This is a genomic window from Lentzea sp. NPDC004789, assembly GCF_053601075.1.
Genome location: NZ_JBSGBE010000010.1, coordinates 93,714 through 119,176, shown reverse-complemented (window position 1 = coordinate 119,176; position 25,463 = coordinate 93,714). Strand labels below are relative to the sequence as shown.

Annotated in this window: 13 protein-coding genes and 2 pseudogenes; 10 read left to right on the top strand and 5 right to left on the bottom strand. The window is 70.7% G+C overall.

The features are described 5' to 3' along the window. The first annotated feature begins 143 nt into the window (after positions 1-143). The 6 genes and pseudogenes from ACWEIJ_RS23380 to ACWEIJ_RS23355 all read left to right on the top strand — a co-directional run bounded on the left by ACWEIJ_RS23380 (position 144) and on the right by ACWEIJ_RS23355 (position 11,341). On the top strand, positions 144-737 hold the full coding sequence (locus ACWEIJ_RS23380; protein ID WP_449839330.1) for a hypothetical protein: 594 nt from the start codon (positions 144-146) through the stop codon (positions 735-737). A 22-nt stretch (positions 738-759) separates the two neighbouring features. Further along, entirely contained in the window at positions 760-1,305 is a 546-nt protein-coding gene (locus ACWEIJ_RS23375; protein WP_449839329.1) for an SMI1/KNR4 family protein, read from the top strand. Between the two features lie 133 nt (positions 1,306-1,438). Next, positions 1,439-3,247, top strand: a pseudogene (locus ACWEIJ_RS23370) (glycoside hydrolase family 3 protein); the annotation flags it as partial. A gap of 24 nt (positions 3,248-3,271) precedes the next feature. Then, entirely contained in the window at positions 3,272-3,661 is a 390-nt protein-coding gene (locus ACWEIJ_RS23365; RefSeq protein WP_449839530.1) for a carbohydrate-binding protein, read from the top strand. Between the two features lie 73 nt (positions 3,662-3,734). Then, a complete protein-coding gene (locus tag ACWEIJ_RS23360) occupies positions 3,735-8,126 on the top strand; it encodes a P-loop NTPase fold protein (RefSeq protein WP_449839328.1) in 4,392 nt (1,463 codons plus the stop codon). A gap of 125 nt (positions 8,127-8,251) precedes the next feature. Further along, a complete protein-coding gene (locus tag ACWEIJ_RS23355) occupies positions 8,252-11,341 on the top strand; it encodes a M14 family zinc carboxypeptidase (protein WP_449839327.1) in 3,090 nt (1,029 codons plus the stop codon). Between the two features lie 120 nt (positions 11,342-11,461). Here the strand turns inward: ACWEIJ_RS23355 and ACWEIJ_RS23350 are convergent, their stop codons facing one another. Together ACWEIJ_RS23350 and ACWEIJ_RS23345 are read right to left on the bottom strand one after the other, a co-directional pair. Then, the gene (locus tag ACWEIJ_RS23350) at positions 11,462-12,688 is read right to left on the bottom strand and encodes a glycosyltransferase 87 family protein (RefSeq protein WP_449839326.1); all 1,227 of its coding nucleotides are present in this window, start codon (positions 12,686-12,688) and stop codon (positions 11,462-11,464) included. Between the two features lie 152 nt (positions 12,689-12,840). Then, positions 12,841-14,067: an aspartate aminotransferase family protein gene (locus tag ACWEIJ_RS23345; RefSeq protein WP_449839325.1), complete on the bottom strand. Its 1,227-nt coding sequence runs from the start codon at positions 14,065-14,067 to the stop codon at positions 12,841-12,843. A 77-nt stretch (positions 14,068-14,144) separates the two neighbouring features. On the opposite strand from ACWEIJ_RS23345, the gene ACWEIJ_RS23340 reads away from it, so the two are divergent. The 4 genes from ACWEIJ_RS23340 to ACWEIJ_RS23325 all read left to right on the top strand — a co-directional run bounded on the left by ACWEIJ_RS23340 (position 14,145) and on the right by ACWEIJ_RS23325 (position 19,917). Beyond that, positions 14,145-15,002 (top strand): LysR substrate-binding domain-containing protein, encoded by an 858-nt coding sequence (locus ACWEIJ_RS23340; RefSeq protein ID WP_449839324.1) that lies wholly within the window; start codon positions 14,145-14,147, stop codon positions 15,000-15,002. Further along, entirely contained in the window at positions 14,999-15,970 is a 972-nt protein-coding gene (locus ACWEIJ_RS23335) for a LacI family DNA-binding transcriptional regulator (protein ID WP_449839323.1), read from the top strand. Before ACWEIJ_RS23340 ends, ACWEIJ_RS23335 begins: the two co-directional genes overlap by 4 nt. Positions 15,971-16,070: 100 nt before the next feature. Beyond that, positions 16,071-18,869: a glycoside hydrolase family 2 TIM barrel-domain containing protein gene (locus ACWEIJ_RS23330; RefSeq protein ID WP_449839322.1), complete on the top strand. Its 2,799-nt coding sequence runs from the start codon at positions 16,071-16,073 to the stop codon at positions 18,867-18,869. A gap of 43 nt (positions 18,870-18,912) precedes the next feature. Then, complete coding sequence (locus tag ACWEIJ_RS23325; RefSeq protein WP_449839321.1) at positions 18,913-19,917, top strand: LLM class flavin-dependent oxidoreductase; 1,005 nt, start codon at positions 18,913-18,915, stop codon at positions 19,915-19,917. 9 nt (positions 19,918-19,926) lie between these two features. Here the strand turns inward: ACWEIJ_RS23325 and ACWEIJ_RS23320 are convergent. From ACWEIJ_RS23320 to ACWEIJ_RS23310, 3 genes and pseudogenes are all read right to left on the bottom strand, one after another. Further along, positions 19,927-20,806, bottom strand: a pseudogene (locus tag ACWEIJ_RS23320) (IS5 family transposase). Positions 20,807-20,853: 47 nt separating this feature from the next. After that, on the bottom strand, positions 20,854-22,122 hold the full coding sequence (locus ACWEIJ_RS23315) for a lanthionine synthetase LanC family protein (protein ID WP_449839320.1): 1,269 nt from the start codon (positions 22,120-22,122) through the stop codon (positions 20,854-20,856). Between the two features lie 35 nt (positions 22,123-22,157). Further along, a complete protein-coding gene (locus ACWEIJ_RS23310) occupies positions 22,158-25,412 on the bottom strand; it encodes an NACHT domain-containing protein (protein ID WP_449839319.1) in 3,255 nt (1,084 codons plus the stop codon). Between the last annotated feature and the right edge of the window lie 51 nt (positions 25,413-25,463).

The following is a 25,463-nucleotide window of genomic DNA, read 5'->3' as shown; positions in this document are numbered from 1 at the left end:
GCACGGCGTCATCGTGGCAGCAGTTCAGGGGGCCGACCACAGTGCCAGCACTGCATTCGGTTCCGTGCTCACGCCGATGCCCCAGACCTCCACCGCGCAGCACGCTTCACGGCACCAACTCACGTTCCGAAAGAGAGGTCGCCATGTACGCGTTGAGTGCAATCGCCGGAGGCACCGCAACCGTCGCGTCCGCCGCACTGGTGCTGGCCGTTCAGCCGTCCGTGCCGGACACGATGTGGAGCTACCCGTGGTCCGGTGACACCTTCGTCCTCGTCTGCCTCGCCTACGCGGTGTTCCACGTGCTGGTGCTGGTCGGCGTGCTCGGTTTCGCCCGCAGCGGGGCCGCGGGCACCGGCAGGGCCGCCCGTGCCGGTGGCGGGCTGGCCGTCGCCGGGACGGGGGTGCTGTTCGCCGCCGAGCTGGCCTCGATCCCGTTCCGCGCGGACCCGTTGTCCGCCACCGGTCCGTCGGTGGTCGGGGCGGTCTTCGGGCTCGGCACGCTGCTGACCGCCGTCGGGTTCCTGATGACCGGCGTGACCACGCTGCGGGCCGGGGTGTGGCAGGGCTGGCGGCGGTACGTGCCCCTGGTGACCGGGGTGTGGACCACGCTGCTGGTCGGGCTGGCGGCCACCGCCGGAATCGCGTTCGGCGTCGGTGTCTACGGGCTGTGCGTGCTGATGCTGGGTGTCGCGATGCGCAGCCCGGTCGTCGCCACGAGGGCGCGGATCGCGGTGTGAGGCTCGTCGGTAGCGTGCGCGCGTGGAGATCACCGACGACAGAACCTTTCCCGCCGCACTGGTCGCGTTGAGCGGCGTCGAGTTCCCCTGGGACTACGACGAGAAGACCGAGGAACCGGCGCCGTGCAACATCGACTACGAGCCCTACGACGAGTTCGACTCCGCCGAGGAGACGACCGACTGGATCAGGGCCTGGACCGGCAACTCCGAGCTCGACGGCGCCGCGTTCCGGGTGTTCGGGCAGGACGGGACCGGCGGGCTGGTGACCAGCTGGCTCGTGCGGCCGGGGCAGCCGCTCGTCGCGCAGCCGGTGGCGTTCTTCGGGTCCGAGGGCGAGGCGGGCGTCGTGGCCACGAGCCTGGGCGAGTTCCTGTGGTTGCTGGCCGGTGGGGTCGGGCCGCAGGAGGCCGTCGAGTTCGGGGCCGAGAGCGGTGTCGGGCACGACGGACTGCGCGCGGTGGCGGAGGAGCACTCCGGGGTCGAGCCCCGCACGCCCGCCGAGGTGCTGGCCGCGGCTCGGGCCGAGTTCCCGGACTTCGCCGAGACCGTCCAGTCCTGGTGCCGCTGAGCATCGCCGGAGGGGACCGGAACCACTACCGGTCCCCCTTTGGTCTATACCACTTTGCAGGCCCCGGTTACGCTCGACGGAACCTGTTGTGCCGCAAGGTAAACAGGACCTCACCCCATGGAGGTCATGTTCCATGAGAAGGCTTCTAGCGGTCGTGCTCCTGCTCACGGCCGCCGCGGTCCCCACCGGCACCGCCTGCGCGGCCGACCCGGTCTACCGCGACCCGAACCAGCCGATCCCCGTGCGGGTCGCCGATCTGCTCGGCCGGATGTCGCTCGACGAGAAGGTCGGGCAGATGACGCAGGCCGAGCGCACCGCGGTCACCACCGCCGACCTCACCACCTACCGGATCGGTTCGCTGCTGTCCGGCGGCGGTTCCGCGCCGTCACCGAACAACGCCACGTCGTGGGCGGACATGTACGACAACTTCCAGCGCGGCGCCCTGGCCACGCCGCTGGGCATCCCGATGATCTACGGCGTGGACGCCGTGCACGGCCACAACAACGTCACCGGCGCCACGATCTTCCCGCACAACATCGGCCTCGGCGCGACCCGCGACCCCGCGCTGGTGCAGCGGATCGGCCGCGCCACCGCCGAGGAGGTGTCGGGCACCGGCATCGACTGGGACTTCGCGCCGTGCCTGTGCGTCGCGCGCAACGACCGCTGGGGCCGCACCTACGAGTCGTTCGGCGAGACGCCGGAGAACGCGACGTCGATGACCACGCTGATCACCGGCCTGCAGGGCACGAAGCTCGCGGACCCCGGTTCGGTGATGGCCACCGCCAAGCACTACCTCGGCGACGGCGGCACGACCGACGGCGACGACCAGGGCAACACGCAGATCAGCGAGGCCGAGCTGCGGACGGTCCACCTGCCGCCGTTCCGCGAGGCCGTCGCACGCGGCGTCGGCTCGGTGATGATCACCTACAGCAGCTGGAACGGCGTCAAGACGCACGCCAACAAGTACCTGATCACCGACGTGCTGAAGAACGAGCTCGGCTTCGGCGGCCTCGTCGTGTCGGACTGGAACGCCATCGACCAGATCGACGGCCGGCCCGGCTTCACCGCCGCCGAGGTGAGCACCGCGATCAACGCCGGCCTGGACATGATCATGGTGCCGACCGAGTGGCGGTCGTTCATCTCGTTGCTCAAGGCCGAGGTGCAGGCCGGGCGCGTGCCGATGTCGCGCGTCGACGACGCCAACCGCCGCATCCTCACCAAGAAGTTCGAGCTCGGCCTGTTCGAGAAGCCGCTGACCGATCGCTCCTACACGCCGACCGTCGGCAACGCCGCCCACCGCGCCCTCGCCCGCGAAGCCGTGCGCAAGTCGCAGGTGCTGCTGAAGAACCAGAACGGCGTGCTGCCGTTGCCCAAGACCGCGAGCAAGCTCTTCGTGGCCGGCAAGAGCGCCGACGACATCGGCTACCAGAGCGGTGGCTGGACCGGCTCCTGGCAGGGCGGCAGCGGTCCCGTCACGCCGGGAACCACGGTGCTGCAAGGCATCCGTTCGGCCGTGTCGTCGTCGACCACGGTGACGTACAACCGCAACGGCACCGGCGTCGACGGCAGCTATCAGGCCGCGATCGCCGTCATCGGCGAGACCCCGTACGCCGAGGGCCAGGGCGACCGGCCGGGTGCGATGGGTCTGGACAGCGAGGACCTGGCGACGCTGACCACCCTGCGCGCGTCCGGCGTCCCGGTCGTCGTGGTGCTGGTGTCCGGACGCCCGCTGGACATCGCGGCCCAGCTCCCCCAGTGGCACGCCCTGGTCGCGGCCTGGCTGCCGGGCACCGAGGGCAACGGCGTCGCGGACGTCCTGTTCGGCGACTACCGCCCGAGCGGCACGCTGCCGTTCACGTGGATGCAGAGCGCGAGCCAGCAGCCGATCAACGCCGGCGACGGCAAGACACCGCTGTTCCCGTACGGTTTCGGCGCTCAGTTCCCGGCCACGCAGAACGCCTACGCGATGATCGGCGCCTCCTACTACGACGAGCAGCGCGGCACCCAGGTCGAGCGTTGCACCGACTCGGGCTGCGGCCAGAACGTCGGCTACCTGTCGCCGGGCGACTACGTCGCCTACGCGGACGTCGACTTCGGTGCCACGCCACCGGCCTCGGTGACCACGCGGATCGCGTCCGGCTCGACCGCGGGCGGCACGCTGCAGTACCGGCTGGACAGCCCGACCGGTCCCCTCGTCGCCACGGTGTCCGCGGCGGGCACCGGCGGGTGGCAGACGTGGACCAGCCGCACGGCCGCCGCGTCCGGGGCCACCGGGGTGCACCGGCTGTACCTCGTCGGGACCGGTGGCACGGGTGGCGACCTGGCGAACGTGAACTGGTTCCAGTTCGCGCGCTAGCCGGGTAACGCGATGGGCTGTGCGGCCGATTCCTACTTCTGCACAGCCCACCGCCGAACGGTCGCGAGGGTAGATGGCAGGGAGAAGACAGGCGATCCTGTTCGCGGGCGCGGAGTACGCCGCGAAACTGGCCGCCTTCCCGTTCGCGGCGGAGCGGGCCGAGCGGCTGGCAGGCGTGCTGCGGCAGTTCGGGTACGAGTGCCAGACGCACCTGAACTTCACGTCGCAGCGGATCCGCGACACCGTGCGGAGGTCCATCGAGAGCACCGAACCCGGCGACCTCCTGATCGTGCACATCCTTGCGCACGCCACCGTCGACGACGAGGGGACCGTGCTGATCATCGGCTCCGACGGGAAACCCGGGACCGAGGACCTGCAGGACTGGGCCATGAACCTGCAGCACCCCGATCACGCCGACGTCCTGTTCCTGCTCGACCTGGCGACGAAGGGCGAAGTCGTTCCGGCCCACGAGGACGAGGAGCCGTCCGGACGAGCCTTGATCATCGCTGCAGTGACCGAGGCGAGGGCGTTCCACGGCGACTTCAGTTCGGCGGCGGCCAACGTCTTCGACGAACTCACGACCGGCACGGTGACCGCCAGCCTGAGGAACATCCCCGTGTCCTTCGTGGTTCGCGAGATCCGGCGGTGGATGGACGACCGGAGCGCCGCACCTGCCCGGACGTTCGCGACGATCGCCGGCACCGAACTCGATCCACCGTTCTTCCCGAATCCGCAGTACGAGCCGCCACGACCGGGAAGCGCCTGGTCCATCGCCACGATCGAACTGGACGGGGCGGTCGCCTTCGCCGTCGGTACCGACGACGGAGTCGTTCTGTGCGATGTGGACGGTGGGCCGATCAACCGGATCAGCACGGTCGCCACACCTGCCCTGGCTCACATCCCCGGCCTGAACGCGATCTTGTGCGGTGGAGCTGACGGCAGTCTGACCATCCGGTCGCTGCCGGGGCTTTCCGCCCTGACGAGACTGGAGTCGCACAGCCCGCTGGTCTACGACGTCGCCGCGACCGCCGTGCCCGGTCGCTCCTTGGCGGCCTCCGTCGGCGACGACGACACCGTCCGGTTGTGGGAGTTGCGGCCCACCACCAGGTTGCTCCACACCTTCAGGCTGCGCACGGACTCCGCCATCACGTTCATCGGCGCCGAGGACGACCCACCGCTGCTGGTCTGCGGCAGCGATGCCGGCGAGCTGGTGGCGTGGGACGTCAACACCTTCGACGAGGTGTGGCGGATTTCGCTGGACGCACCGATCCACGACCTCGTGGCCGGATCCGCGCTCGGCCTGCAGGTGCTCGTGAGTGTCCTCGCGAACGGCTCACTGGTCGTGGTGGACCAGGAGACCAGGCGAATCCTCACCGCCACGTCCGTCATCGGCAACGCACCCCTCAGCGCGGCGATTGCGAACAGTGGAACCGCTGTCGTCGGGGACAACAGCGGTCACCTCCACCTCGTCGACCTGCGGACAGCGGAAGTCCGCCTGCTGGAGGTCTTCGACGCGAGCAGCATCCATGCTCTGGCGATGTACGGATCCACGATCGTCGCCGCCACCGACGCCGGTCTCAGGACCGTGCCGTTCAGGCCCAAGGCGGAGCCGGCGCCCAGGGGTTACGCCGGATTCGACGCGGACGTGGCGACCGGGGTGGACCGGCTGGGCATCACCGGCGAGGTCAACACGTTGTGCGACCTGGTGCTGGCGAAGGAGATCACGCCACCGCTGTCGATCGGGCTGTTCGGCGACTGGGGCACCGGCAAGTCGTTCTTCATGGGGCAGATGCGGGACCGCATCGGGCTGCTCGCCGCCGAGTCGCGGACCGCCGGTCTGGAGGGGCGCGAGTCGGCGTTGTGCTCGCACGTCTGCCAGATCGAGTTCAACGCCTGGCACTACATCGACGTCGACCTGTGGGCGAGTCTCGCCGCCACGATCTTCGACCGCCTCGCGGCCGCGGACCCGGCGACGGTTTCCCGTGCCGTGCTGGAGGACCTGCCGTCGGTGCGGCAGGCGCACGACGACCTCCGCGCGCGGCGCCAGGAGATCCACGACCTGCTCGACGCCGCCGGCGAGGAGCTGAAGCGCCAGAGCCCCATCGGGGTGCGGGACGTGCTCACCACCGACACCGTCCGCCAGGTGGCGGGCCAGGCGGCGAACCAGGTCGACCGGGCGCTGGAGAAGGCCGGTGTGCCGAAGGACAAGGTGGCCGAGCTCGACCTGCGCGAGGTCGCGAGCACCGCCGGGACGCTGTGGCAGAACCTGCGGTTCGTGTTCCAGCGGACCAAGTGGCACCTGAGGATCGTGGTCTTCCTGGCCACGCTGCTGGTGGTGGCCGGGCCGCCGGTCATCGGGGTTCTCCTCGGGGACCGGCTCAACCCGTTCGTCACGGCCATCGCCTCCTACGCCGTCTTCGGCGTGACCGCGTTGCTGGCGGGCAAGCCGTACCTGCGCCGCGCGAAACGGGCGGTCGACGCGGCGAAGGACCTCGTCACGAGCGTCGACGAGCGGCGGCGGGCGCCGGTGGAGGCCCGGCGGGAGACGTTGCGGCAGCGCATGGTCGAGATCGACCAGGAGATCCTCGGGCTGGACGCGAAGATCAGGGAACTTCGCCGCGGCACGAGCATCAGCGCGTTCGCCGTCGAGCGCAACGGTGCAGGCAACTACCGCCGCCACGAGGGCATGGTGGCCACCCTCCGGCGCGATTTGGAGGAGATGAGCCGTCGCCTCACCGCGACCAACGCCAACGGGCAGGCCGCCGATCTCGAACGGATCATCCTCTACATCGACGACCTCGACCGGTGCCCGCCCCGCCGGGTCGTCGAGGTGCTGCAGGCCATTCACCTCCTGCTGGCGTTCCCGCTGTTCGTCGTGGTGGTCGGGGTGGACTCGCGCTGGCTGCTGCGCTCGCTCGACATGTTCCTGCGGGAGAACGGCGGCGGGGAGGACCCGCGCACGGCGTCGACCCCGCAGAACTACCTGGAGAAGATCTTCCAGATCTCCCAGTGCCTGCGCCCGATGTCGTCCACCGGCTACGCCGACCTGATCAGCGCCACCGTCGGCCGCCTCGAACCGGATCCCCTCACCCAGCCGGCCGACGCGCCACCTGCCGCCACATCCGAGGAGGCCGTGCCGCGACCGGCCACCGCCCCGGCGGAGGCTCCGCCGGCACCGGTCCGCCGCCCCGCTCCCCCGCCCGTGGCGGGCCGCGAGATCAGGGCTTACCGCGATCGCGGCGAAGTCCTCCACCTGCGCTTCGACTCCGCGACGACGCTGGAATCGGTTGACACGACCGGGGTTCTGACCCGCAGGTGGATGATGGGCGCCGACCCGCGCGAAGACCGCGTCACGCTCGTGGACGAGGCGATCACCTGCGCGGTTCCCGTGTCCGACGACCGGTTGCTCGTGGTGGGAGCGTCCGGTGCCGTGCTCGTCGGTGACGAGAAGCAGACCGTCAAGGCGGGCAACGGTCGGGTGACCCGCGCCGTCGGCTCGGCGCAGACCGGCCGGGTGGCGCTGGAGACCAAATCCGGTTGGTACGTCAGCGACCTGACGAACGAGACCAAGTTGCCAGGGGAGAGCGAGGTGCTCGCGCTCTCCCGTTCCTGGACGGTCGGACGGGACAACGCCGGACCCGTCGTGGCCAGGAACGGGAGCACCGAAGTAACAGTCGAGGTCGGGGGCTCGGCCATCACCGCGCGTGTGGACCCGTCCGAACGCTGGCTCGCTGTGCGCGACAACAAATCCGGGCTCCGCCTGCGTGACCTGACCAACACCGACACCCCCGAGATCACGCTCGATCACAACGCGATGTTCCTGGAGTTCGGCCCGCACAACGTGATCGCGGCCTCGGACGGGAGCAAGGTGTCGATCTGGGACTGCGAAACCGGAACGCTCCGCGCCGAGGTACCTGCGAAAGGCTACATCTCGGCCCTGGCCTTCTCCCCCGACGGACGCAGGCTCGCCACCGGCAACCGCGACGGCCGGGTCAGAACCTGGGTCGTCCACGACCACAAGCCCGCCGTCGACCTCTCCGCGGGCGCGCTGCGGCTCACCCGGGCCGAACACGCGATGATCATCGCGGTCCGCCCGTTCATCGAGACACCGCGATCGGCGAAGCGCCTGATCAACACCTACCGCCTGCTGCGCGCCGCGCTGACCGAAGCCGACCTGGCCGCGTTGCGGGACGACGGGCACAAGCCGGTGCTGCTCCTGCTCAGCGTCCTGCTGGGCGAGCCGGAGGAGGCCACCGAGTTCATGCGCGACCTGCTCGGCGACCGGCCGCTGCCGCCGGCCTTCACGTCCCTGATCCGGCGGCGCGGCATCACCGCGCCACCGGCGGGGCTCGAAGCCAAGATCGCCGAGATCATCACCGCCACCGGGATCACCAACGACACCGCCGACTACCGGCGCTGGGCCAGGGTCGTGGCGCGCTACTCGTTCCGCACCCTCGATCTGTGATCACGCCATCACCTCGCGCGACCGTTGGGCCGAACGAGTAGGGCCGAAAGGCTCGACCATGTAACGGCTGATCGGCGTAACGTCGGCGCGTCTTGCGTCGACCACGCACGCCCCGGAGGAACGCGATGAAGCGGTCCACGACACTCCTGTCGGCATTGGCACTCGTCCTCGGCGGTGCAGCGGCGTCACCCGCCGCGGCCGCACCCGCTCCCGACCCGCTCGACGTCTACGTCGCCCAGGTGACCCCGAAACAGGCGGGTGACCTTTCCAGACAGGGCTTCGACGTCGCCGCGGCCAGAACGTCCGGCGACGGCGTCGAGGTCGAGCTCGTCCTCGACTCGGCCCAGCAGAAGGACCTCGCCCAGCGCGGGATGGCGGCGAAGCTCAAGAAGACCAAAGACGGCAAGAGCACCCGTCAGCTCGCCGCCGAGCAGGCCGCCCAGGGCTACACCGTCTGGCGGTCCTACGACCAGCCCGGCGGCATCCGCGACCAGCTGTACGCGTTGGCGCGCGACAACGTCAACCTCGTCAAGCTGGAGGTGCTCGGCAGGACCGGGCAGGGACGGGAGATCATCGCGCTCAAGGTCACGCAGGGCGCCAACGGGCTGCGCGACGGCAGCCGCCCGGCGGTGCTGTACTCCTCGACGCAGCACGCGCGCGAGTGGATCAGCACCGAGGTGAACCGCAGGCTGCTCAACCACTACGTGAACCGCTTCAAGGCGGGCGACAAGGAGATCAAGGACCTCCTCAAGGACACCGAGCTGTGGTTCGTGCTCGTCGCCAACCCGGACGGCTACCAGTACACGTTCGACGTGGAACGCCTGTGGCGCAAGAACCTGCGCGACAACGACGGCAACGGGCAGATCACCGTGGGCGACGGCGTCGACCCCAACCGCAACTTCGACGAGCACTTCAACTACGACAACGAGGGTTCGTCGACCGCGACCGCGAGCGACACCTACCGGGGTCCCGCCGCCGCCTCCGAACCGGAGACCAGGGCGATGCAGGGCCTGATCAACCGGATCAAGCCGAAGTTCCAGACCAACTGGCACTCCTACGCCCAGCAGATCCTCTACCCGCAGGGCTGGCAGACCGGCTCGCCGGAGGCCGACAACCCGGTGTACGTCGCGCTGGCCGGTACCGACGCCAAGCCCGCGATCCCCGGCTTCGACCCCGGCATCAGCTCCGACGAGCTGTACGTGACCAACGGTGAGACCACCGACTACGCCGATGCCCACGCCGGCACCGTGGCGTTCACCCCGGAGCTCAGCGAAGGCTGCGACGGCTGCGGCTTCGTCTTCCCGGACGACGAGACGCTCGTCGAGGCCGAGTTCCAGAAGACGCTGCCGTTCGCGCTGTCGCAGGCGCGCTCCGCGCTCGACCCGGCCAACCCCAAGTCCTCGGTCGGGATCTCGGTCGAGCCGTTCTACCTCGACCAGGCCGACATCGACCCGGAGAACGCGCCGCTGTCCATGTTGGACTTCACCTTCGACGTCTCCTACGGCGATCCGCAGGAGGTGCGGGTGCTGGCCAAGAAGTCGCTCGGCGCCGTCACCGCGAAGTGGCAGATCGGCAACGGGCCGGTGCACAGCACGCCGACCACCGAGTGGACCGGCGGTGAGCGGTACGGCATCGGCAACGCCAACTACTACCACGTCGTGCGCGGCACGGTGACCGGCACGAACCCCGGTGACCAGGTCAAGGTGTGGTTCGAGGGCGGCGGCAAGGCGAGCAGGTCGTTCACCTACCGGGCCGTGTCCGAGTCGAACGACAAGGTGCTCGTCCTGGCCGCCGAGGACTACACCGGCGCCTCGCCCAACCAGGGCGTGACCGCGCCGAAGTACCTCTCGTACTACACCGACGCGCTCACCGCCAACGGCATCGCGAGCGACGTGTACGACGTGGATGCCAACGGCCGCAAGGCACCTGACGCGCTCGGCGTGCTCAGCCACTACAAGGCCGTCATCTGGTACACGGGCGACGACGTCATCACGCGCGAACCGGGCTGGGGTCCCGGCAACGCGTCGAGCCTGGCGCAGACCGAGCTGTTCGAGATCCGCGACTACCTCAACGAGGGCGGAAAGGTGCTCTACACCGGCAAGTACGCCGGGCACCAGTACGCCACGGGTCACGGCACGCAGCTCTACGACCCGTTCGAGAACAAGCAGTGCAGCACGTTGCCGGACGCGGCGCAGCGGTGCCGTCCGCTCGCGGGCTCCGGCGACAACGTCAACGACGTCCTCGAGTACTGGTTCGGTGCCGCGATCGTCAACGAGGGCACCGGCCAGGACGACAACGGCGTCCCGTTCTCGGTCGACGGCGTCGCGGACCCGTTGACCGGCATCTCGTTGAGCCTCAACGGTGCTGACAGCGCCGGGAACCAGGACCACACGGCGTCGTTCCTGACGACGAGCGGACTGCTGCCGGTCGACCAGTACCCGCAGTTCGCGAGCAACGTGGCCGCGGCCTGGGACCGCCCCGGCGGCCCGTTCGCGCCGCACGCCGGTGACCACTACATGTACTCGCAGATCAGTGACGTGTCGTACAAGCGGCTGACGCGCACGATCACCGTGCGCGCGGGTGGTGCCCACCTGTCGTTCTGGACGTCGTACGACACCGAACCCGAGTGGGACCACGTGTTCGTCGAGGCCCGCACCGCCGGTGGCGGCAACTGGACGACGCTGCCGGACCTCAACGGGCACACCACGACGAGCACCGGCCAGAGCTGCCCGGCCGGGTGGCGCGACCTGCACCCGCAGCTCGACCACTACCAGACGCTCAACGCCGACGGCACCTGCTCGCCGACCGGGTCGACGGGCGCGTGGAACGCCGCGTCCGGCGGGTCCGGTGGCTGGCAGAACTGGGACGTCGACCTGTCCGCCTACGCGGGCGGCCAGGTCGAGGTCTCCATCGCCTACGCGAGCGACTGGGCCACGCAGGGGCTCGGGGTGTTCGTCGACGACGTCGCCGTCACGACCGGTGAGGGCACGACGTCGTTCGAGTCCGGTTTGGACGGATGGGCCGTGACCGGTCCGCCCGCCGGAAGTGCGCCCAACGGCAACAACTTCACCCGCACCACCGCCGCCGGGTTCCCCGAGGGCGCGGTGGTGAAGACCGCCGACACCCTGTATTTCGGGTTCGGCTTCGAGGGCATCACCAACGCCGACGCCCGCAACCTGGTGATGGCGCGGTCGATGCACTACCTGCTCGGCTGACCGCCGGTGGCGCGGTCTCCGAGCCGCGCCACCGCCTGATCAGGCCTAACATGGACCCATGGGTACCACCCTGGAGCTGACCGACGAGGAGCTCGTCCTCCTGCGGCACGCGCTGCGCCACTACCTGTCGGAGTTCGGCCACGAGGAGGCCGACATCCTGCGGAAGGCCCGCGCGTTGCTCGGCAAGCTGCCCGCGCCGGCCACCAAGTAGCCGTCGGGGTCGCGGACATCGCCGCTCGTCGGCGAGCGATGCCGCGTGGCCTGGACCGCGCACCAGCCCAGGAAGGCGAGCGCCAGCCACACGTACGCGTTGCCGATCAGGTGCTGCCACCACGTCCACGCGAGCTCCCGATCCTCGGTCGAGGGCAGCAGCCAGTGCGGGCCCACCGCGAACACCGCCGCGACCGCGATCCGCACCCAGCCCCCGAGCACCAACATGGCGGGCGCGATCCACACCCAGTGGTGCGACCAGGACACCGGTGAGACCAGCAGTCCCGCGGCGGCCACGGCCAGCAGCGCGGTGAGGTCGTCGCGCAGCCGTGGCAGCGCGACCACGGTCACCGCCAGCACGACCGCGCAGATCGCCATCCAGACGTGCTCGGACGCCCCGAGCCGGAACAGCATCCCGCGCAACGACTGGTTGCCGGCGAAGGCGAGCCCGCCGACGCGGCCGGGGTCGAGCATCGCCGTGAACCAGAACTGCTTCGACTGGGCCGGTGCGAGCACCCAGCCGAGGAGACCGGCGCCGGCGAACGTGCCGACGGCGATCAGCGCGGGCCGCCACCGCCGGCGCGCCAGGAAGAACAGCACGAAGATCGCCGGCGTCAGCTTGATCGCGGCCGCGAGGCCGACGAGCAGGCCCCGCGGCCACGGCGTGCGCGGCAGCAGGCAGTCGGCGGCGACGAGCCCGATCAGCACCATGTTGACCTGGCCGAGGTCGAGACTGCCGCGCAGCGGTTCGAGCAGCAGACACGCGGCCGCCACGCCGAAGCCCGCCCACGGCACGGCACTCCTGAGCGCCGCCACGTGACACGCGGCCGTGAACAGCGCGATCCCGGCCGCCGTGAACAGGACCGCGACGAGCGGCACCGGCAGCGGTGACAGCCCGCTGAAGAGCATCGCCGCGAACGGCGGGTAGGTGAACGGCAACCCGAAGGGCGCCTTGAAATCCGGACCGTAGAGATCGGTCCCCGACCACCACGCGTCGCCGCCCGCGAGGTAGACCCGCAGGTCTAGCAGGCCGTCGCCGAAGCCCTTCGCGCAGACCCAGACGAGCACGCCCGTCGCGACCACGGCCCAGACCCGGCGCAGGTCGACCTGCGTGACAAAACGATGTTGACGCAGCACAAGAGAATCCCGTCCCCCAAGACGCCCGTCCCCCAGACGTTCGATGAGAACGAGCCTACTGCGGTCGGGGACGGCGCCGGATCGGCCCCCGGGATGGGAGATCATGGTCCTTCGGCCGACAACCCTCGCCGGCCTCATCCTTTCGGCCGAGGTCAGGCGGCGCCGATCGCCTCGTCGAGGATGCTCAGCCCCAGCGCGAGCTCCTCCTCCGACGCCGTGAGCGGTGGCGCGATCCGGAACACCCCGCCCATCCCGGGGATCTGCACGATGTTCATGTGCAGCCCGAGCTCCAGGCACCGCTGGGTGATCGGCGCGCTCAGCGACTCGTCCGCGATCTCCAGCCCCACGAGCAGGCCCCGGCCGCGCACGTCCGAGACCAGCGAGTGGCGTGCGGCGATGTCGTCCAGGCCGTTGCGCAGGAACGTCCCCAGTTTCGCGGCCCGCTCGTCCAGCCGTTCCTCGGCCAGCACGTCCAGCACGGTGTTGCCGACGGCGGCGACCAGCGGGTCCGACACGTGCGTGGTGAAGAACAGGTAGTTGCGCGCGTGCGCCTCCTCCTCGATCTCCGCGGAGGTGATCACCGCGGCCAGCGGGAGCCCGGCGCCCAGGGTCTTCGACAGGGTCAGGACGTCCGGCACCACACCGTCGCGTTCGAACGCGTACCAGGTGCCCGTGCGGCAGAGCCCGGTCTGCGCCTCGTCCAGGATCAGCAGCATTCCGCGTTCGCGGCACTTGGCGGACAGCGCCGCGAAGTAGCCCGGCGGCGGCTCCAGAATCCCGCCGGAGCTGAGAATCGGCTCGACGATGCACGCGGCCAGCGACCCCACTGACTGCGCGTCGACCAGGTCGAACGCCAGGTCCAGCTGCGCCTGCCAGTCACCGGACGGCGCCGGGATCGCGAAGTTGCCGGGGACGGCCGGGCCGTAGCCCTTTCGGCCGGCGCTGTAGGTCGCGGCCGCGGCGGCCGCCGTCATGCCGTGCCACGAGCGGGCGAACGACACCACCTCGTGCTTGCCGGTCACGAGCTTGGCCATCCGCAACGCGGCCTCGTTCGCCTCGGCGCCGGTGGTGAGCAGCTGCACCTTCGACAGCGACGGCGGCAGCGTGGCGGCCAGCCGCCGGGCGAGATCGACGACCGGGCGGCTGAGCATGCCGCTGAACAGGTGGTCCAGGTTCGCGATCTGGCGCCGCACGGTCTCGACGATGCGCGGGTGCGAGTGCCCGAGGATCGCGCTCATCTGGCCGGACGTGAAGTCCAGGATCCGGCGGCCGTCCTCGGTGAACAGGAAGCTCCCCGACGCGCTGTCGATGATCGCGCGGGTGAACGTGCCGCCGTAGCGGACGAGGTGGCGGTCGACGTCGTCCCAGAAGGTGTCCATGCGTTCGAAGCTAGGACTCGCCGAGCATCAGGTCCATCTCACATTTCCGCGCTCGCTGTTCGGAAATACTGCACAGCATGACGCTGAACCCGTGGCGCCTGCGCCTGCTCAGCCAGCTCGACGCGCTGGGCACGGTGCGGGCGGTGGCCCAGGCCGCGAACCTGAGCCCGTCGAGCGTGTCGCAGCAGCTCGCGGTGCTGGAGAACGAGACGCGCACGCAGCTGATCGAACGGACCGGGCGGCGCGTCCGGCTCACGTCGGCCGGGCTGATCCTGGCGCGGCGGGCGCGGTCGATCCTCGACCAGATGGACGCCGTCGAGGCCGAGCTGCGCGCCCTGGGCGAGGAGCCGTCCGGACGGGTCCGGCTGGGCGCGTTCCAGAGCGCGATCCACACCCTGGCCGTGCCCGCGGTCGCGCGCCTGCGCCACCCGCGCCTGCAGGTGGAGCTCGTCGAGCTGGAGCCGCACGCCAGCATGCCCGCACTGCTCGCCGGCGAGGTCGACGTGATCATCACGACGACCGACTTCGTGGAGCTGCCGGTGCCGCCCGACATCGACGTCGTGCCGCTCGCCGAGGACCCGATCGTGCTGCTCAGCCCGCCCGGCCAGGCGAAGAACGACCTCAGGGCCTGCAAGGACGAGCCGTGGGCGTTCGACGTCCCCGGCTCGTACATGGCGAACCTGGCGACGCGGCTGTGCCGGCAGGCGGGGTTCGAGCCGAGGGTCGTCGGCCGGTTCAGCAACTACATGCTGACGCTCAAGCACGTCGAGGCCGGTCTGGCGGTCGCGGTGCTGCCCGCGCTGGCCGTCGACGCGAGGTTCGACGTGATCACGAAGGAGCTGCCGGTGACCAGGAGGATCACCGCGGCCGTCCGGCGGGATTCGCGCGCCGCGATCACCGCGGTGCTCGACGCCCTGCATACTCCCAGAGGATGAGCCAGAGGATCACGATCAACGACGTCGCGAGCGCCGCCGGGGTGTCGCGGCAGACCGTGTCGCGCGCGCTCAACGACAAGGGCGAGATCGACGGCGAGACCAAGCAGCGCGTGCTCGACGCCGCCCGCGAGCTGGGCTACCGGCCGAGCCGCTTCGCCCGCGGCCTCGTGCGCCCCGACACCACGTCGATCGGCCTGGTCATCCCCGACCTGCTCAACCCGTTCTTCACCGAGGTCGCCGCCGCCGCGCTGGAGGCCGCGCGCGCCCGCGGCTGGCACGTCGTCGTGTACGACACGGCCGGCAGCGTCACGGAGGAACGCGGGACGCTGCAGGTCATCGGCTCGCAGGTCGACGCGGTGGTGGGTTACCTCAGCCTCCCGGCGGCCGAGCTGGACCAGCACACGCGCGGCATGCCGGTGGTGCTGATCGGCCGCGAGCACCACTCACCGAGGTTCAGCTCCATCCGGATCGACGGCGCCCAGGGCGTCCGCGCGGCCGTCGACCACCTGGTCTCCACCGGTCACCGCCGCATCGGCATGCTCGACCAGGTGAACCGCACCGGCCGGAGCGACCGGTACAGCTGGTTCCACGACGCGATGGCGGCGCACGGACTCATCCCGGACGCGGTCGCGGGCGCCGCGCAGTCGGTCAACGGCGGCGCCGAGGCGTTGGCGGAGCTCCTCGACCACCGGCCGGACCTCACGGCGGTGTTCACGTTCAACGACGTCATCGCGATCGGTGCCCTGCGCGCCGCCCGCCGGCTCGGCCGGGAGCTGGCCGTGATCGGGTTCGACGGGCTGCAGCTCGGCACCGTGGTCGACCCCGAGCTGACCACCGTCGGGCTCGACACCCGCCGGATCGGCGCGCTCGTGGTCGAGCAGGCGGCCCGGCTGCTGGCGGGCGACGAGCCGTTGTCCGGCGACGACCTGGTCGTGCAGGCGGCGCTGCTGCTGCGCGAGTCTGCCTGACCAGCTGTTCCAGTGCCCGGGGGTTGACACTCCCGCTCGTTCCGCCTCATGCTCGCGACATCCCGTGAACGTTCACGGGAACGCTCACGGCTCTCGGAGGGTGACCACCTTGCTGTCGTACGTCGAAGACTTCGGTCCGGGCACCGGCGCGCTGCCACCACGCGCCTTCTTCACCTCCGACGCCGCTTCCCTGTCGCTCGACGGGACCTGGCGCTTCCGCCTCTCACCGCACGCCGGCGCACCGCTCGGGGCGGAGCACGACGACTTCGACGACAGCGACTGGGACACGATCACCGTCCCCGGCCACTGGCAGCTGCAGGGCCACGGCTGTCCCGCGTACACCAACGTGGTCTACCCGTTCCCGGTCGAGCCGCCGTTCGTGCCGTCGGAGAACCCGACGGGCGACCACCGGCTGGTGTTCGACCTGCCCGCGGACTGGCCCGCCGAGCCCGCCGTGCTGCGGTTCGACGGCATCGACTCGTGCGGACTCGTGTGGCTCAACGGCGTCGAGCTCGGCGTGACGCGCGGCAGCAGGCTGCCCACCGAGTTCGAGGTCGGCCACCTGCTGCGCGCGGAGGGCAACGTCCTGGTGGTGCGCGTGCACCAGTGGTCGTCCGGCAGTTATCTGGAAGACCAGGACATGTGGTGGATGTCGGGCATCTTCCGCTCGGTCGCGCTGCTGTCGCGGCCGCGCGGCGGTGTCGCGGACTACCAGGTGCACGCCTCCTACGACCACGTGTCCGGACTCGGCACCCTGTCGGTCGACGGCGCGATGGTCACCGTGCCGGAGCTGGGCGTCACCGATCTCCCGGCCGGACAGTCCGTCTCGGTGCCGGTCGAGCCGTGGAGCGCGGAGAGTCCCCGGCTGTACGACGGTGTCGTACACACCGACGCCGAACGGGTGCCGGTGCGGATCGGGTTCCGGACCGTCGCGATCACCGACGGCGTGCTCACGATCAACGGTGCCCGAGTGGTGTTCCGCGGCGTGAACCGGCACGAGCACCACCCGCGGTCCGGCCGCGCGGTGCCGCGTGAGACCGCGCTCGCCGACGTGCTGCTCATGAAGCGGCACAACGTCAACGCCGTGCGCACCAGCCACTACCCGCCGGACCCGTACTTCCTGTCGTTGTGCGACGAACACGGCCTGTGGGTGATCGACGAGTGCGACCTGGAGACGCACGGCTTCGGCGAGCTGCAGTGGGCGGGCAACCCCAGTGACGACCCGCGCTGGGCCGAGTCCTACCTGGACCGCATGCGCCGCATGGTCGAGCGGGACAAGAACCACCCGTCGATCGTGCTGTGGTCGCTGGGCAACGAGGCGCACACCGGCCGCAACCTCGCGGCGATGGCGTCGTGGACCCGCGACCGCGACCCGTCCCGTCCGGTGCACTACGAGGGCGACTTCGACTGCGAGTACGTCGACGTCTACAGCCGCATGTACGCCTCGCACGCCGAGGTCGAGCAGATCGGGCAGGAGAGGACGCACGGGATCCCGTTCATGTTGTGCGAGTTCGCGCATGCCATGGGCAACGGGCCGGGCGGGATGCTGGAGTACCGCGAGCTGTTCGAGCGGTACCCCACCGTGCACGGCGGGTTCATCTGGGAGTGGATCGACCACGGGCTGGAGCGCGACGGGTCGTTCGCGTACGGCGGTGACTTCGGCGAGACGATCCACGACGGCAACTTCGTGATCGACGGGCTGGTGTTCCCGGACCGCACGCCCTCGCCGGGGTTGCTGGAGTTCGCCAAGGTCTTCGAGCCGGTGCGGATCACGGCGGCCGGGTCCGGGATCCGGATCGCGAGCCTCTACGACCACGTGTCGCTCGACCACCTGCGGTTCGGCTGGGTGTACGAGGCCGACGGGATCGAGGTGGCGAGCGGTTCGCTGGAGGTGCCGCCGGTCCCCGCCGGGCAACACGGCGAGGTGCCGCTGCCGGAACTGCCCGCGGTCACCGGCGAAGGCCTGCTCACCGTCCGGGCCTCCCTCCGCACCGCCACGACCTGGGCCGACGCCGGGCACGTCCTCGCCTGGGGCCAGTTCCCCGTCACCGAGCCCAGGCCCGCGAACCCGATCAACGGCGTCGAGCTGGTCGGCATCGGCGACGTCCTCTGGCTCGGTCCCGGCGAGTTCGACCCGGCGACCGGCCTGCTGACCCGCCTCGGCGACCACCCGGTGCACGGCCCGCGCCTGGACCTCTGGCGCGCTCCCACCGACAACGACCGGGGCTCCGAGCACCCGGACGAGAAGGCCTGGCGGGACGCGGGCCTGCACCGCCTGCAGCACCGCGTCATCGACGTCGACACCAGCGAGACGGCACTGGTCGTCCGCACCCGCGTGGCGCCGCCGAGCCGGGGTTTCGGCATGTTCGCCGACTACACGTGGACCGCGGACGGCAACCGGCTGCGCCTCCAGCTCGACGTCACCCCCGACGGCGAGTGGCCGTGCACGCTCCCCCGCCTCGGCCTGCGGATGGCGCTGCCGGGAACCTTCGACACCGTCGAGTGGTTCGGCGCCGGTCCCGGCGAGGCGTACGCGGACAGCCGCCAGGCCGCCCGCACCGGCCGGTTCAAGTCCACAGTGGACGAACTGCAGACGCCGTACGTCTTCCCGCAGGAGAACGGCAACCGCGCGGACGCCCGCTGGCTGCGCATCGGCGGCCTCCTGGTCGACGGCGAGCCGGTGTTCGACTTCACCGCCCGCCGCTGGACCAGCGAGGACCTCGACGCCGCCCGGCACACGACCGACCTGAAACCGCGCGACCACGTCCACCTGAACCTCGACCTCGCCCAGCACGGCCTGGGCACGGCGTCGTGCGGGCCGGGGGTGCTGCCGCAGTACCGGCTGCACGCGCGGAAGGCGACGTTCGCCGTCACGTTCCAACATGTGGACTTCGGCTGAGGCGCGACTAGCCTCGGCAGGAGGTTGATCGAGGAGGCGTGCGGTGCCGCGGAAGTCAGAGCCGTTGCGGAAGCTGGGTTTTCTCACCATCGGGTTGTTCGACGAGCACGACCCGGCGGCCGGGCACCGGTCCACGCTGGAGATCATCGAACTGGGCGAGCAGCTGGGGTTCGACAGCGCGTGGGTGCGCCACCGGCACCTGCAGTTCGGCATCTCCTCGCCGGTCGCGTTCCTCGCCGCGGCCTCCCAGCGCACCAGCCGGATCAGCCTCGGCACCGCCGTGATCCCGCTGGGCTGGGAGAACCCGCTGCGGCTCGCCGAGGACCTGGCGACCGTCGACGTGCTGTCCGGCGGCCGGCTCAACCCCGGCGTGAGCGTCGGACCGCCGATGTACTACGACGACGTCAAGCACGCGCTGTACCCGGAGACCGCCGACGTCGAGAACTTCAGCTACGACCGGGTGCAGCGGCTGCTGGACTTCGTGCGCGGCGAGAAGGTCACGGAGTTCAGCGGCACCAGGGGCATCGAGGTGTTCTCGGATCGCGTGCAGCCGCACTCGGCCGGGCTCGCCGAACGGATGTGGTACGGCGGCGGCAGCCTGCGGTCGGCGCGCTGGGCGGGCGAGCACGGCCTGAACCTGCTGTGCAGCAACGTGGTCCAGGCCGAGGAGTCGGAGAACTTCGCCGAGATCCAGCTCTCGCACATCCGCGCGTTCCGCGAGCACGGCGGTGGCCGGGTCTCGCAGGGACTCGTGGTGATCCCCACCGACTCGGCCACCCCGGAGCAGCGCGCGAAGTACCAGGACTACGTGGACCAGCGCACGGCCCGCACCGCCGCCCCGGTCGGGCCGCGCCGGTTCATGTTCGCCCGCGACCTGGTCGGCACGTCCGCGGAGATCGCCGAGCAGCTCTACGCGCACCTCGCCTTCTCCGAGGTCGACGAGGTGGCGTTCGCGCTGCCGTTCAGCTTCGAGCACGAGGACTACGTGCAGATCCTCACCGACCTGGCCACGAAGCTGGGCCCGGAACTGGGCTGGCACCCGGCCTAGAGCCTGTCCTCAAAGCCAGAGTGTGAGGGTGGCCAGGTCGATCATGGCTTGGTAGGACAGTGCGGTCTTGTCGTAGCGGGTGGCGATCGCGCGGAACTGCTTGAGTCGGTTGAAGCAGCGTTCGACGACGTTGCGGCGCTTGTAGATCACGGGATCGAAGGCGGGTGGACGGCCTCCGGCCTGGCCGCGGCGGGCCCGGTTGGCGCGTTGGTCTCGGCGTTCGGGGATGGTGGCCCGGATACCGCGACGGCGCAGCTGAGCGCGAATGGACTTGCTGGAGTAGCCCTTGTCCGCGATCACCCGCGCCGGACGTGTGACACGCCGGCCCGGTCGTATCGGCGGGAACCACACACCGGCCAGTACAGTGTCGAACATCGTGCAGTCGTTGGTGTTCCCGCCGGTCAGCACGGTGGTCAGCGGGCGGCCGTGCCCGTCGCAGGCGAGATGGATCTTGGTGGAGGGGCCGCCGCGGGACCGGCCGATAGCATGATCATCTGGTTCGGTCTGCCCGCCACACGACCCGCTCACCCCCTGTGTGAGCGCTCCGGCGGCGAGCGCCGGCCGCGTGCTGATGGGCGCGCACGATGCTGGAGTCGACCGAGACCTCCCGGTCCAGCTCGTCGATCGCCTCCGCGATCACCCGCACCTTGGACACCAGCATGGTCAGGGTGCCGTTGCGCGACCAGCGCCAGAACCGGTTGTAGACCGTCTTCCACGGCCCGTACCGCTCTGGCAGATCACGCCACGACACCCCGGTCTTGGCCTTGAACAACATCCCATTGATCACACGCCGGTCATCCACCCGAGGACGCCCTTTCGCGCCCGAGACCGGCAACAACGGCTGCAACGCCTGCCACTGCTCATCAGTCAGCTCATGCCTGCGCGCCACAAACCAAGATCAAAGCAGATCAGCCACACGACCTTTGAGGACAGGCCCTAGAGCGCCCACCAGGTGTCGATGCGCGGCACCGCGGTCTTGTCCCCCTGGGCGAAGCGGCCCGCGTGGAACAGGAACCCGGCGATGCCCGCCGCACCCGCCATCCAGCCGACGCCGGCGGGCAGCAGCGGTTCGGGGTTGCGGTGCTCGACGAACCGCCAGCAGACGCCGGATCCGTCCGGGATCGCCCGCTGCACCACCACGTCCGCGAGGTGCAGCGCGAACTCGGTGTGCTCACCGGCGTCGAGCAGCCGGTCGCCCACGCCCGCGGTGCCGCAGCAGCGGCCGTCGTTGTCCCAGAAACCCGGATAACGGCGTTCGGGCAGACCGGAGACGCGGACGCTGTGCAGACACCGGGCGTGCCAGTCCACGACCGGCACTCCGGCCACCTCGGCGACGCCGGCCCGTCCGAGCGCGGGCCACAGCAACGAGGTCCCGGTCGGCCCGTGACACCAGCCGTAGCTGAACGGCTCCATGTCCTCCAACGCCGGAATGCGCAGCGGCGCCCGGAAACCACCGTCGCTCGTGTCACCGAGCGCCACGAGGTGCGCCGCACCCGCGGCGGCCGCCTCGACGAGGTCGGCGCGCGCGAACTCGGCACCGGCCAGGGCCAGCGCGGTCGCGATGCCCGACAGGCCGTGCGAGAAGTTCGGCATCTCCCGCTGCACGATGCACGAGCGTGCCGGCACCTGACGCCAGTTGAGCCCGGCCGGCACCTCTTCCCGATCCGCCAGCACGGCCTCGGCCGCCACCTTGGCGAGCTCGTCGGCTCCCGCGACACCGTGCCGCTGCGCCCACACCGCGCCCAGCAGCACACCCGCCGAACCGAGCGTGAGGTCGTGGCAGCGCGCGCCCTCCAGGAAGCGCGGCGGGCCGTACCACTCCAGCGGCCATCCGTCCGAAGTGGACAGTTCGAGGAGTCTCGTGACGGCGGCCTCGGCACCCGGCGCGTCCAGCGCGGTCAGCACACCGATGGCGCTGACCAGTCCGCCGAAGAACGTGTAGTCGACGGACGTGCCGATGCCCGCGCGGACCTGCTCGGCGACGAGGTCCGCGAGGCGCTGCTCCTCGGCGGTCCACTCCCTGCTCAACCGGATCTCGGCCAGCGTGTGCGCCAGGCCGCCGATGCCGGAGTACATGCCGTCGCGGTCTTCCGGGTCCAGTTCACCGTCCACGGATCGCGGGATCCACACCGCGTCGTCGTCATAACGGATCTGATCGAGCACCCACCGCCAGGCTGCCTCGGCGGTCCCCCAGTACGTTTCCATGAGGCGATCATCCCATCGTCGAGGTGCCGGCACGCTCACGGCGCCGCCGGAAGTGCTTCAGCGAGGCCGTCCTCGTACCTGGCCAGCGCATGGCGCGTCGCACGGGCGCACTCGCCCTGGAACTCCGCGCGGCTCTGCGGTGCCAGGCGAACGAGCGCGTGCCGCAGCGTGCCGCTCCAGACCGCCACGACCTCCCGGTCCGGTTCGCGCAGGGCCAGCAGGCAGCCGAGAAGGTGGCGCACCTTCTCCTCCGCGGGCAGGTCGTGTGCGCGCAGCGCCACCTCCATCGCCGGGTCCGAGGTGACCCTGGCGCAGGTCGCGATCGCGGCGAACACCTCGGGATCGACCGGTCTCGCGTGCACGAGCCCCCACGCCAGGCGGCGGAGGTTCGCCACCGGCAACGGCACGGTGCCGTCGAGACGGTCCGCGGCGGCGGACACGAACTGCTCGCCGGCGAGCACCGCGACGAGGCGGATGAGCTCGGGTTCCAGCACACCGTCGACGGCCCGCAACATGAGCTGGGACAACGCGGGCCGCACGGGTCCCTGGATCAGGCCGGGGTCGAGCTGGAGCATGTGCAGCACGGTGTTCGTCGACGGTCCGACATCGGTCAGCCTGGCCGCCAGCGCGTCCAGGTCGTCCAGGTCGGGCGCGGTCTCGTCGCGGTACAGCTCGTCGTGCACGGCTTCCACCGCCTGCCGGACCCACGGGACCTCAAGCCCGAGCTGCACCAGCTCCGACCGCGCGGCCACCCGGACGCGCCGGTCCTGGTCGTGCACCGCGATGGAGAGCAGTGCCGAGACACCCGCGTCGTCGAGCTCCACACCAAGGCAGGCGGCGAGACCGAGGACCGCTGCTCCCCGGTGCACCGCGTCACCGGCACCGAGTGCCTCGGTCAGGTCGGCCAGAGCCGACCGGGCCGCCGTCCAGCCGAGCACCTGAGCCGCCGAGACCGACGCCGGGTTGCGCCGCCGGGCCGCGCGCAGCAACTCGACGTCGTCCGGAGTCAGGTCACGCAGCACGACGTGGTCGGGCCGCACGACGTGCAGTCCACGCGCCAGGCGTTCCCGGACCGCCGGCGCCGCGAGCTCCGGAGCGACCCGGTGCAGCGCGGCTGCGGCGCCGTTCGCGGTCCGCCGGTACACGATCGCGGCTCGCAACGCCGCGTGGCCCGCCGGCCCGCACCACGCCAGCGCCTGCCAGGTCGACGAGCGGTAGCCGTGTTCGTCGGCGGCCGCCCGCACCAGTTCGGTCAGCTCGGCCGGGTCCGCGGACGGGGTCAGCGCGAGCACCCTGGCGAGGTGTTCCGCGGACAGGAAACCCGCGCCGTACAGGCGCCAGACCCGCTCGGTGACCTCGGTGCGGGCAGCGGAACCGGCGCGGAACCCGGCGCCGGCCGCGACGAAGGCGGTCGCGAACCAGCCGAGCCCGTCCGCACCACCACAGGCCAGCCGCCGGACGACCTCGGTGACCACCCCGCCGCCCGTGTCGCCCGCGGCTTCGAGACCGAGCGCGAAGTCCAGCACGTCCGTCCACTCGGGACACGCCCAGGCTCGTCCGGCGACCAGCACCTCGACGTCCGAGGGTGGCAACGTCACCAGTTTCTCGGCTACGACGAACTGGTGCACGCTGCGGTGAATCCAGCCGATCGGCGCCGCGTCGTCTCCTCCCCACGGCACCAGCAGGCCGAACGCCCGCGTCGCGGCGAAGACCCGGCTCCGCTGGGTGGGCACCGAGCCCAGCGCCCGGTCGAGCACCGACTCGCACTCGTCCACCGGCACCGCGTCGCACCAGGCCGGGCGGTCGGTCGCCATGTGCCAGCCGAGCTCGCGGAAGGCGGTGCGGAACCGCCCGCGCAGCCCGGCGTCCTGCCGCAGCGCCGGGAACGGCGAGGGCGAACCCCTCTTCCACTCCAGCCGGTGAAAGCGTTCGACGACCTGCCGGTACAGTCCGCTGCGGTTCGTGGTCACCTCCTCGGTCTCGGCGACCCAGGCACAAAAGGCGGCCACCAGCGGAATGCCCGCGGCGGCGCGGATCGCCGACAGGGGTGCGAGCACCGGGTCCAGCCGGGCCAGCGGCACCTCGGCCCCGTTCAGCTCGTACCACCTCTCCCACAACGCGCGCACCTGCCGTTCGCTGAGGACCCCCAGCTCGAAGAACAACGTGCCAGGTTCGTCGTCGTCCTGGCCGACAGCGGCGAACGGGTCGGAGAACCCGGCCGGGCGCGAGGTCAGGAGCACCGTCGGGCCCCCACGCCCGCGCACCAGTCCGGCGAGGTGGGCCAGCGCCTCGGCGACGGCATCCCGGGATCCGTCGTCGAACACCTCGTCGTAGGCGTCCACCAGCACGTGCGCCCTGGCCGAAGCCGAGCTCAAGCGGCCGGCGAGATGCGTGCGCAACCGCACGTTGTCGCGCAGTTCCGGTGACCACTGGAGAGCCGCACGGGCAACGGCTTCCGGCGACGGCGTCGAGCGCCAGGTCTCCGCGAGCTCGTGCGCGTGCGCGAACAACGGCACCTCGGCGTCGTCGAGCGGTGCGCCGGCGTCCAGCGCCGCCAAGGCGGTCTCGCACAGTTGCAGACCGTGCCTCCGCAGCAACCAGGTCTTGCCGAACCCGGCGTCCGCGAGCACGACGCCGAGCCTCACTCCGCGCACGGCGTCCCGCCACCGGACCTCACCCTCCACCACGGTCGGCCGGTGCTCCGGCACCTCGTCGTGGACCTCGACCCGCCTCTCGTGGAAGCCGTCTTCCAACGACCGGTACGGCAGCCAGTCGCCGACCCCGCGCAGCCGGTCGGCCAATGCGACGAGGTACTGGCGCAGGTCCCGTTCCGTGGCGGTCATCAGTGTGCCGACCTGGCGTGTGATCACCGCGAGGTCGTCCTCCGCGTTGCGGTGGCGCAGCCGGCAGTACTGCGCCGCCTCCAAGCCGCGCAAGTCCTCCGGCAGGCGTGCCGCGGCGAGCCGGGGAGTGCTGTCGAGGAACACCGGGATGACCGTGATTCCCAGACGTCGGGCCAGCACCAGCTCGCGGCGCACCCAGTCGTCGTCCAGGTCGAGCCGGGGCACCCCGTGTTCGTCGCACGCCTCCAGCCACCGGTTGCCGATCACGGCCAGCACGACGACGCAGTCCGCCAGCCTCGATTCGATTTCCTTATCAAAGTCCACACCAGGAGGAATTGAGCGCGAAGCGAGGAAAACGTGTTCGGAACCGAAGACCGCCGCCAGCTCACGATCAACCAGAACAGCCGCGAAGTCACCGTCACCGGTCCGGTAGTTGATGAAGATCATGACCACTTCCGCACCGGTCGGGCAAAGTTGACAAAGTGTGGATGAATTGTG